The organism is Actinomycetota bacterium, assembly GCA_040905475.1.
Lineage (GTDB): Bacteria > Actinomycetota > AC-67 > AC-67 > AC-67 > DATFGK01.
In genome coordinates this window covers 19307-29171 of record JBBDRM010000089.1, presented here as the reverse complement: position 1 = coordinate 29171, position 9865 = coordinate 19307, and the positions used below count along the sequence as shown (strand labels likewise).

Here is a 9865-nt window from a genome sequence, read left to right as displayed (position 1 = left end):
CTCAAAGGACGCTCTCCCATGGACCACCTCTTCAACAAGGTCCGCGGGAACTACACCTAGGCGCCGAACAGACGGTTCGCCGTCGACTCTAGAGCCGACCGTGACGAGAACGCGGGCTTCCATCCCAGCGTCGTCCGCGCCCGCGTCGAGTCGACCAGGATCGGGTAGCGCATCAGGTCCACCCAGTCCCCCGGAACCTTCGAGAGCCCGAGCCGGTGGGCGGCGTCGACCAGCTGCCGCGTCCCGAACAGCGGGACCGGAACGGCGCGGGCCCGCATGATGCTCGCGACGTCCCGGGCGCCGAGCACGTCCTCCCCGGCGAGATTGAAGGCGCCCGGCGCGTCGTTCACGATCGCGAGGCGGAACGCCGCGGCGACGTCGTCCTCGTGCACCGCCTGGATGAGCAACCGGCCGCCCTGGATCGGGTTGGGGAACAGTCTCGGGAACCAGGGCTTGAAGATCGGCAGCCGCCTTGCCACGCCGGGGAGGAACTCCCACAACATGTCCTCGAGCCCGGGGCCGGCGACGGCGCACGCCCGCATCCGCGTCACGGTGAACTGCGGATGCTCCTTCTCGAACAGATCGAGGATCCCTTCGACCTCCGCCTTCTCTTCCGAATACGACACGCCCGGCGTTCCGCGGGTCGGATGGTCCTCGCCGATGAGGTCGGGGTTGTCGGCGTGCGCGCCGTACGCCGCGACGGAAGAGGCGTAGATCAGCTTGCGTGCTCCCGCCTCCGCCGTCGCAGCGAAGACGTTGCGCGAGCCGTCCACGTTGATCTCCCGGCGTTGCCGCTGATCGGCGCGGGATCCCCCGATGACGAACGCGAGGTGCACGACGACGTCCGCCCCCTCGAACGATGCCCGCAGATCCGGGTCGCGGACGTCGCCGGGCCGGTAGACGAGCTTGCGGAACCCCTCGGCCTCGGGATCGAACGGCCGCCGGGCGACGCCGATGACCTCGGTCACCTCAGGCTCGTCGTCGAGAACGCGCGCGAGCGCCTTGCCGAACTGCCCGGTGATCCCGGTGACTACGACGCGCATCAGACCCCCGCCGCTTTCTTGAGTTCCAGGATCGCGGCGCTCATGTCTGCGGCGAAGTCGTCGATGTCTGGCATCGAGTCCCAATCGCTCGTGATGCCGAACGCCATGGTCCCGGCGAGGCTCGTCAACGCGATCGCGAGCGCGAGCGTCTCGCCCAGCGGCATCACCGGATACGTAGCCAGCAGCTTCGCGCCGGCGAGGTAGATCGGGATCTGCGGTCCGGGCACGTTCGAGATGACCAGGTTGAGCAGCCGCTGCCGGGCGACCGCTCTTGCGGCGAGACCATGGAGCGTCGGCGGCGCCCAGGTTCCGATGTTCATCAGCGCTCCGGCCGCGACCGCCTGGTGCGACTGCTTGAGGTCCTTGGTCGTGGCCGTGATCGCGCGCAGCCGCGAGGTCGCGTCCATCGGGCCGACGGGAAGATCCACGAAGATGGACGTGACCTGATTGCCGAGCGCCATCTTCTGCGACTCGTCGCGCGTGGACACGGGGACCATCGCCCGCAACGACAAACCCTGCGTGGGTTCGCCGCGGCGTTTCAGGAACCGGTGCAACGCGGTCGCGACGGTCGCGAGCACCACGTCGTTGACCGTTCCTCCCAGCGCGTTCTTGATCGCCTTGAAGTCCGCGACCGGCGCCTCGGTCATCGCGAAACGCCGGTTCGGGCCGACCGGGCGGTTGAACGGACTGTTCGGCGGCGCGCCGGCGGAGAGGATCGAGCCGAACCCGGAAACCGTCTGTTGGATCTGCTGGAGGATGATCTCCGGCGCGCGCACGGCCAGCCCGATATTCCCGATCGCGGAGCGAACCGGGTGCGTGACCTGCTCTCGCAGCGTGTCGAAGAGCAGCTCGCGCCGGCTCGGCGCCGGCTCCGGCTCGTAGGGCTCGGGGTCGACGACGCGCGGCTCGGGGCCGAGGTCGAACAGGACGGTCGCGAGGTCCATGCCGCTCATGCCGTCGATCATCGCGTGGTGCGCCTTGTGGAGCACGGCGACGTGGTCGTCCTCGAGCCCCTCGATGAAGTACATCTCCCACAGCGACTTCGAACGGTCGAGCGGGCGTGAATGGATCCGCTGCACGTAGTCGGACAGCTCCTTCTTGCCGCCGGGCTTCGGCACCGCGCCCTTGCGGAAATGGAAGTCGAGATCGAAGTCCGGGTCGTCCACCCAGACCGGCCGCCCGGCGCCGAACGGCACGAACATCACCTTCTGACGGAAGCGTGGGATCAGGTGCTGACGCTCGCGGTACAGGCGCTTGAGATCCTCGAAGAAGCCGTCCGGGCCACCCGGCCGGGTCGACGGATCGAGGATCGAGAGGCCGGCCACGTGGTAGTGGACGTTCGGCTTCTCGAGCAGGAGGAACTGGACGTCGAGTGCGGAGAGTCGCTCTGCCATAGGTGCCTCCGGTTCAAACCTTCATCGGGATCGCGTCGGGAACGATGTCGAAGGTGGCGGGTGTGGTGCCGACGACCTCGCCGTCGGCCTCGATCAAGATCTTGTCGTCCCCGTCGACCGTCACGCTCGTCGCGAGGAACTCTTTGATGAACGGGCTCGGGAGATGCTCTCCCTTGAACATCTTCTGCATCGCCTTGACGGACTCCCCTTTCGGCCCATGAGAGATCTGGACGTCGAACAGGCCGTCTCCCGGCGTCGCGCGTGGAGCGACGCGCATCCCGCCGCCGAAGAACTGGCCGTTCGCGACCACGAGCATCGAGAAGACGCCATCGTTGGAGACCTCCGAGAGGGTCTCGTCCTCGCGATGCTTGCCGCGGGTCTCGCGGCCGTTCATGACGATCCGCGCGGGGCGAGCCTTGAACGTCGCGATCCCTTTGAGTGCGGCGAGCCGGTAGACGGACGCGCCGAGGAACTTCGGCATCCTCGTCGTGGCGTCGACGATCTCGGCACCGATCCCCGCGTCGGCGATGTTGGCGAACCAGCGCGTGTGCGGGTTGCCGTCGCGGCCCGTACAGCGGATCCGGCCGACGTCGATCTTCCCCCACAGGTTGTCGCCGAGCAGATGTCCCGCGGCCTCGGCGGGATCCTGGGGCAGGCCGAATGTCTTGACGAAATCGCAGCCGCTTCCGGCCGCCACCACGCCGAGGACGGTCGCCGGGTTCCGCGGTCCTTCCTCGTTCATGAGGCCGTTAACGACCTCATGAACGGTCCCGTCACCCCCGACCGCGACGACGAAGGTGCAGCCCGCGTCGATCGCGCGCCGCGCCGCCTCGGTCGCGTGCCCCGGTTGCTCGGTGATCGTTACGTCGTGTTCGACGCCGCCCTCGTCGAGGACGCGCTTGACCTCGGGCCAGCCTCGTTCGACCGCGCCGCGACCGGCCCGGGGATTGATGATGATGTGAGCGCGCCCGAAAGGGGAAGACATCTCGATACATACCGTACCCGCGCGCGCGGCCCGGGGACAATGCGACGCTCGCTCGGTGCTCGGGCTGCGCGTTTACGAGGCGATCCGGATCGAACCGATGCGACCATCCTCGGAAAGGACCCACAGCGTCGTGTCGTCGCACGCGAGGTACCGGGGCGCGATGTCGAGACGAATCTCGGCCTCGACCACGCCTTGCGCGGTGACCGAACGGACCCCGAAGTCCGGGAGGGAGAGCCAGACCATCCCTCCACAAGGCTCGATGCCGTTCACGGTGCCCGCGACGTCGACGGGCTGCTCCTGCCCCGTCGGCGTGATCCTCTCCAGCGTGGAGGGGGTTGCCACCCAGAGCGCGCCGAACGCGGCGGCCACGGCGATCGCCTCGGGAACGATGCCGGCGATCCGCGAACGTTCCTCGCCCGTGGTCGCGTCGCGCAGGGTCGCGTCGCCGGCCTCGTCGACCGTCCACAGCTCCGAGGTCGCGGACGCAGCCCAGATCAACGGGGCCCCCCGATCGATCTCGTGGACCGGGCCGTCGCCGATCCGCAGGAATCTTCCATCGAGCATCGCGACCCAGAGGTCGTTCATGGTCTGCGCCGCGCTCATCGGGACGGAAGCGCCGACGTCGAGCGGTGAGCCCGGCTCACCCGAACCCGGGTCGATCTCGACGAGCTTCCCGGTGCGCACGCCCTTCGCTTCGACCGACAACAGCGCCCAGAGCCGCCCCGGCCGGCCGGCAACGAGTCCGTCGAGCGAGAGCACCTCTCCTTCGAGGTGGCGCGCTTCGGTTCCCGCACCGCCCTTGGGAAGCCGGAGCAGGGTGCCCGAGCACGTCAAGATCCATACGTCGGACTCCGACACCTCGAGCCCGCACGGCTCGCCCTGAAGCGCGGGCGGGCGGACGAACCCGCCGGCCTCGGAGGTCGGCGTGAACGACGGCGTCGCGCCGGCTTTCGGCTCGCCGCCCTTTCCGCACCCCGCAAGCAAGGCCAAGATGGTCACGATGATCGCGGCGCGCCTCATTTCGCGCCCCCGCATCGCTGCTCGACGTACCGGGACGCCGCCTCGCGGTCGAAGGCGCGACCGCCGACCTCGCTCCTGCCGTCCGCCACCGCCTCCGAGAGCTGCCGGCACATCACCGCCACGTTCTCCTGGTCGGTCCGGACCGCATCTTCGATCACGTCGCTCGGTCCGGACAAGGTCCGGCACGCGGGATCGGACGGCCGGAGCACGTACGTCCTGCTCCCCTGGTGCGCGTACACCAGGTCCTTCTCGGGGTCGTAGCCCGAGTCGACCGCGACCTCTTTCGGGTTCACATCGCGCGCGAAGTCGACGCACGAGCCCGGCGTGTCGCTCGCGGGCGGCGCATCGCCGATCGACGGGGACGCAAGAGCGATCGCGACGCCGACGACGGCGAGCGCGCATCCGGCGGCGACGAGCTTCCGAGCCTTCGATCGATCCACTTCGATTCACCTCTCTCTTCTCGGCCGGTCAGTCGAAGACCGGCGAGTTCTTGTAGACGACGTCGCGGAGCATCTTCCGGTCGACCGGCTGCCACCCAACGGTCATCGTGCAGAGCGCTCCGTTGTTCGCGACCGACGTGTGGCCGCAGTAGTCCGAGAACCCCATCGAGTGCCCCGTCTCGTGGACCAGGAAGTTGGCCTTGTAGCCGGACGAATAGGTCTCGAAGCGCGGCTCGTTGATGTGGATACGGCTGATGTGGTAGCCGCAGGGATACGACACCCCCCAGATCGCGCACCAGCTGCTCGACCCGAGGCTGTAGTGATGATGGCCTCCGTAGTTGCCGTGACCGGCGCTCGCCCAGGCGCTGGCCGTCATGTAGTCGAGCAGGATGTCGGTGTAGTTGGTGACCGTCCCCGAGCAGGCGTAGGCGTAGAAGGAGATGCCGCCCTTCCACGCGCCCTTGAACTCGGTCGCACCGCCGGGAAGCCCGGACTTCACCTTGCTCCACGCGCTCGCCTCCGCCGGCTTGCACTTCTCCGAGTACACGAACAGCGTGGACGCGCTGAAGCTCAGATCGTCGAGCCACAGGAAGCCGTGCGACGGAAAGGTTCCTTTCACGTGGCTGAGCGGCTGATGCGACGCGAGGCTCGGTTGCGCGTTGAGCCCGAGACACGCCGCCACGACGGCTCCGACCACCAGCGTTCGTCTGATCTTGAGCGTCATGCCCACCTCCGAGGAGTCGATCCGGCTCACGGGAAGCGGGAAGAGGTGGGAAGAGGCGAAGGGAGGAGTTCGCTCGCTGTTCGATGCTGAGCTCCTGCCGCGAGGATGGTGCTTCGCGCGGCCGTCGTCAAGGATGACGATCGGCGCGGACGGGTCGCGACGTTCGGCTAGAGACCGAGCTTGCCGGGGTTCATGAGCCCCTCGGGATCGAGCGTGCGCTTGATCGCGCGGAGAAGCTCGAATCCTTCACCGAGCTCCTCACGCAGCCACTCGGCTTTGAGCAGCCCGACGCCGTGGTGATGTGTCACGGTCGCGCCTGCGCCGAGCGCCGCGGCCGCGGCGGCGTTCCACGCCGCACGGTAGCGCGCCTCGAGCGCGCCCTCGTCGGTGGAGCCGACGAACACGAACGTGAAGTAGAGGCAGGTGCCCTGCGGGTACACATGGGATGCGTGACACCCGACCACGTCGGCGTGCGCCCCGAGGGCGTCGCGGACGGATGCGTATAGCGGGTCCACCGGCCATAGGCCGGCGATCTCCATCGTGTCCGCGGCCGCCACCGGCCCGAGCATCTCGTTCAGCATGATCTGGCGGAACGTCGCGACGGCGTCGTTGCGGTGCTCCCACCATCGCTCGGCGAGCGCCGGCCCGAGGTCGCGACCGCCCGCTCCCGCGACGATCTTCCGGATGGCCTGTTCCTCGGCGTCGGCGAGATCGTCGCCCTCGAACCGCAAGACCAACAGCGCGCCCTCGGGACGGTCGGCCGCGTCCCGGAACGCGATCCCCACGTCGGTTTCGTCGTAGAGGCGCATCACGGCGGGGCGGAGCTCCTCGCGTGCCACGCGCCGCACGGCATCGAGGCCGACGGCGAACGAGTCGAACGCGTACGCACCGTGCGTGACCACGCTCGGCGCGGGGCGGATCGCGAGGGTCGCCTCCGTGACGACGCCGAGCGTGCCTTCGCTCCCCACGAACAGCCGGGCGAGGTCGGGGCCCGCGGCCGTCGCCGGGATCGGCCTGGTGCGCACGACTCTGCCGCCCGGAAGGACGACCTCGAGCCCGAGGATCATGTCCTCGAGCCGGCCGTAGCGCGCCGACTTCTGTCCCGCCGATCGCGCCGAGATCCATCCGCCGAGCGTCGAGATGTCGATCGATTGGGGGAAGTGGCCGAGGGTAAGGCCGAGCCCCGCGAGATGCTCCTCGAGCGCCCGCCCCATGATCCCGGTTTGCGCCGTAACGGTCAGGGCCTGCCGGTCGACGGCGAGCACACGATCCATCGACCTGGTGTCGAGCGCGATCGCGCCGGCTACGGCTTCGGCACCCCCCGACACCCCCGAGCCCCCGCCGAACGGAACGACCGCGGTTTTGGTTTCCCGTGCCCACCGCAGCACCGCGGCGACCTCCTCGGTAGAGCGCGGGCGGACGACGGCCGACGGCAGCGTCATGGTTTCGCCCCTGCGGAACCGCAGGAGCGCCAGCGGCCACCAGTCGTAGGCGTGAGCGGCGAGATCCTCGGGGTCCGTCGAGACGGCCCCGTCGGGTAGCAGCGTCTTCAGCGCGTCGAGCGACTCCGGCACGGCGCCCACTGTAGAGCAGCGGCGCCCGTCGTCGAAATGCTCAGATCGCGCCGCTGTAGGCGACGACCCCGCGATAGACGGCCCGGGCGGCATTCCGGCATCGGGCGGAGAGGTCTTCGGACGGCGCCACCTCGGCCAGCTGACGCAGCAGATCCCAGACCTGCTTGGTGGTGCGAACGAAGTCCCCCGCCGACAGCTCCCCCATCGCGAGGACCTCCTCGAGCGGCTCGCCCTTCGCCCACCACCAGATCTGCTCGGCGAATCCCGGCTCCGGCTCGCGGCAGAGCTCGACACGGCTCGCTTCCTCCGCCTCGTGGATGCGGCGATAGGTTCGCATCAGCGAGCCGAACGCCTTGCGTACGCGGTCGGTCGGCCACTTCACTTCCACGTCGAATCCTCGTGGGTCATAGACGAGAGCGGAGATGATGGCGGCGAGGTCGGGGACGTCCAGGTCGTCGAGCAGTCCCAGCGCCATCGCCTCGGCGACCAGGAGGTCGCTCTCGTTGTAGATGCGGCACAGCCGCTCGCCTTTCTCCGTGAGCTTGTCCTCGGCCACGTACCCGAACCGTCCCAGGACGTCGCGCACGCGCTCGAACATGCGCGCGAGCGTCTCGGTCCTGCGCGTCACCGTCTTGCGCAACGCTTCGGTGTCCTTCGTGAGGGAGTCGTGCCGCTCCGCCCACTTCTCGTGCTCCTCGCGATCGGGGCACGCGTGGATGGGATGGGCGCGGACCTCTTCCCACGGCGATGAGGACCCGGAGCCGAGCATCTCCGGCCGCTCGACCGGCGTCTCATCAAGCTCACCCGCCCCGGAGCGACGCCGGGTCGAGGGGAGCTCGGACAGCCGCTTGGTCACCTCGGTCCGGAACGAGCGGGATCGATGATCTCCGCGCGGAAGCCGGATCTCGCCCACGATCTCGGGCCCGAAGCCGAAGTCCCGCATACCGAGCCGCGCGGCTCGGCCGTCGGCCGCAACGACGACGATCTGCGGCTGGCCGCCACTCCCGCGGCGGACGTCCACGATCGCCACCTTCCCTCGCATGCGGCCGCGGCGCAGGTTGACGACCAGACCGGGTCGCAACGACGCGATCTGCTCGCGACGGCGGATGTTTCCGTCAACACGCGTCGCTTTCTCGGCTGCGCGCGCTTTCTTCACGAGGCCCCAGTACTCGGCGACGTCGCCGCGATCGCACGCCATGTGCTCGCGGTAGCCGGCGAGGAACTTCTCGTTGCGTTCGATCTGGCGCTCCTGGCGCGTCACGCCGCGATCCGTGAGGAACTGCCCGAACGACAGGTTCAGCAGTCGCTTCGCGTCCTCGATCGCGTAGCGGCGGATCAGGTTGACGGCCATGTTGTATGACGGGCGGAAGGAGGAAGCCAGCGGGTAGGTGCGCGTCGACGCGAGATGGAGGATGCGGTCCGGCGGGATGTCGGGCTGGAACAGGACGATCCCGTAGCCGACCGGGTCGATCCCGCGGCGGCCGGCCCGCCCGGTGAGCTGGGTGAAATCACCGGGCGTCATCATCTCGTGCCGCTCGCCGGTGAACTTCATCAGCCGCTCGATCACGACGGCTTTCGCCGGCATGTTGATGCCGAGCGAGAGCGTCTCGGTACCGAACACGATCTTGACCAGGCCGCGCTCGAACAGCTCCTCGACCGTCTCCTTGAACAGGGGGATCATCCCGGCGTGGTGGGCGGCCACGCCGCGCACGAGACCCTCGAACCATTCGGCGTACCCGAGAACCGCATGATCCTCGACGGGGAGCACCGACGTACGCATCTCGACGTACTCGCGGATCCGTTCGCGCTCTTCCTCGTCGACAAGCCGCACGCCGGCCCGCAAGCAGAGCCGCACCGACTGGTCGCAGCCGGCGCGGGAGAAGATGAAGTAGATCCCCGGCAGCATCGCCTCCTTCCGCAGCCGCTCGACCACGTCCACCCGGTCGGGCACCAGGCGCGACCGGCGCGGCGGCGGACGCCGCCAATCCTTGTTCTTCCGGGGGCTCGACTCCCCCAGCCTTCGCAGGGCAGGGTTCGGCTTGAGCTCGTCCCCTTCCCTGATGAACAGGGGATGGAGCTTGTCCCCCACCATCAGGTGGTGCTCGAGCGGCACCGGCCGCTTCTCGGTGATGATCACGTCGGTCTTCCCCCGAACGGTCGAGAGCCATTCGCCGAACTCCTCGGCGTTGGAGACCGTGGCGGACAGCGCCGCGACGCGGACGTCCTCGTCGAGCTGGATGAGGACCTCCTCCCAGACGGCACCCCGGTACTGATCCTTGAGGTAATGGACCTCGTCCATGACGACGTAGCCGAGGCCGTTCAGCGTCGGCGACTGCTCGTAGATCATGTTGCGGAGCACCTCGGTCGTCATCACGACGACCGGCGCTTCCCCGTTGATCGAGTTGTCGCCGGTCAGGAGCCCGACGTTCGCCGCGCCGTGGCGCGCGATGAAGTCGCCGAACTTCTGGTTCGACAGCGCCTTCAGGGGCGTCGTGTAGAAGCACTTGGTTCCACCTTGGATGGCGGCCCACACCGCGAACTCCCCCACCACCGTCTTGCCGGCACCGGTCGGCGCGCACACGAGAACGCTCCGTCCTTCGTCGAGGGCGCGACACGCCGCGCCCTGGAAGTCGTCGAAGGGGAACGGATACCCACGCTGGAAGTCGGCGAGGTCCACGGTGCCCA

General features: G+C 68.6%; 8 protein-coding genes. All 8 read right to left on the bottom strand.

Annotated features, from left to right (window positions below):
* Positions 1–56: 56 nt before the first annotated feature.
* Positions 57–1043, bottom strand: coding sequence for an NAD-dependent epimerase/dehydratase family protein (locus WEB06_09940; GenBank protein ID MEX2555942.1), 987 nt, complete (start codon positions 1041–1043; stop codon positions 57–59).
* Positions 1043–2437, bottom strand: a complete 1395-nt coding sequence (locus WEB06_09935) for a wax ester/triacylglycerol synthase family O-acyltransferase (protein ID MEX2555941.1) — start codon at positions 2435–2437, stop codon at positions 1043–1045. The genes WEB06_09940 and WEB06_09935 overlap by 1 nt, the downstream gene beginning before the upstream one ends.
* Positions 2438–2450: 13 nt before the next feature.
* Positions 2451–3422, bottom strand: a complete 972-nt coding sequence (locus WEB06_09930) for a diacylglycerol kinase family protein (GenBank protein ID MEX2555940.1) — start codon at positions 3420–3422, stop codon at positions 2451–2453.
* Positions 3423–3494: 72 nt separating this feature from the next.
* A complete protein-coding gene (locus WEB06_09925) occupies positions 3495–4442 on the bottom strand; it encodes a hypothetical protein (protein MEX2555939.1) in 948 nt (315 codons plus the stop codon).
* A complete protein-coding gene (locus WEB06_09920) occupies positions 4439–4882 on the bottom strand; it encodes a hypothetical protein (GenBank protein MEX2555938.1) in 444 nt (147 codons plus the stop codon). The genes WEB06_09925 and WEB06_09920 overlap by 4 nt, the downstream gene beginning before the upstream one ends.
* 28 nt (positions 4883–4910) lie before the next feature.
* Positions 4911–5606 carry a hypothetical protein gene (locus WEB06_09915; protein ID MEX2555937.1) on the bottom strand — a complete coding sequence of 232 codons (696 nt, stop codon included), beginning with the start codon at positions 5604–5606 and terminating at the stop codon, positions 4911–4913.
* Between the two features lie 167 nt (positions 5607–5773).
* Entirely contained in the window at positions 5774–7180 is a 1407-nt protein-coding gene (locus WEB06_09910; GenBank protein MEX2555936.1) for an FAD-binding oxidoreductase, read from the bottom strand.
* A 40-nt stretch (positions 7181–7220) separates the two neighbouring features.
* Positions 7221–9857 (bottom strand): DEAD/DEAH box helicase, encoded by a 2637-nt coding sequence (locus tag WEB06_09905; GenBank protein ID MEX2555935.1) that lies wholly within the window; start codon positions 9855–9857, stop codon positions 7221–7223.
* Between the last annotated feature and the right edge of the window lie 8 nt (positions 9858–9865).

Excerpts from the sequence above, each read along its gene's own strand:
- WEB06_09915 (MEX2555937.1), bottom strand. The coding sequence starts at position 5,606 with ATGACGCTCAAGATCAGACGAACGCTGGTGGTCGGAGCCGTCGTGGCG.
- WEB06_09925 (MEX2555939.1), bottom strand. The coding sequence starts at position 4,442 with ATGAGGCGCGCCGCGATCATCGTGACCATCTTGGCCTTGCTTGCGGGG.
- WEB06_09935 (MEX2555941.1), bottom strand. The coding sequence starts at position 2,437 with ATGGCAGAGCGACTCTCCGCACTCGACGTCCAGTTCCTCCTGCTCGAG.
- WEB06_09930 (MEX2555940.1), bottom strand. The coding sequence starts at position 3,422 with ATGTCTTCCCCTTTCGGGCGCGCTCACATCATCATCAATCCCCGGGCC.
- WEB06_09940 (MEX2555942.1), bottom strand. The coding sequence starts at position 1,043 with ATGCGCGTCGTAGTCACCGGGATCACCGGGCAGTTCGGCAAGGCGCTC.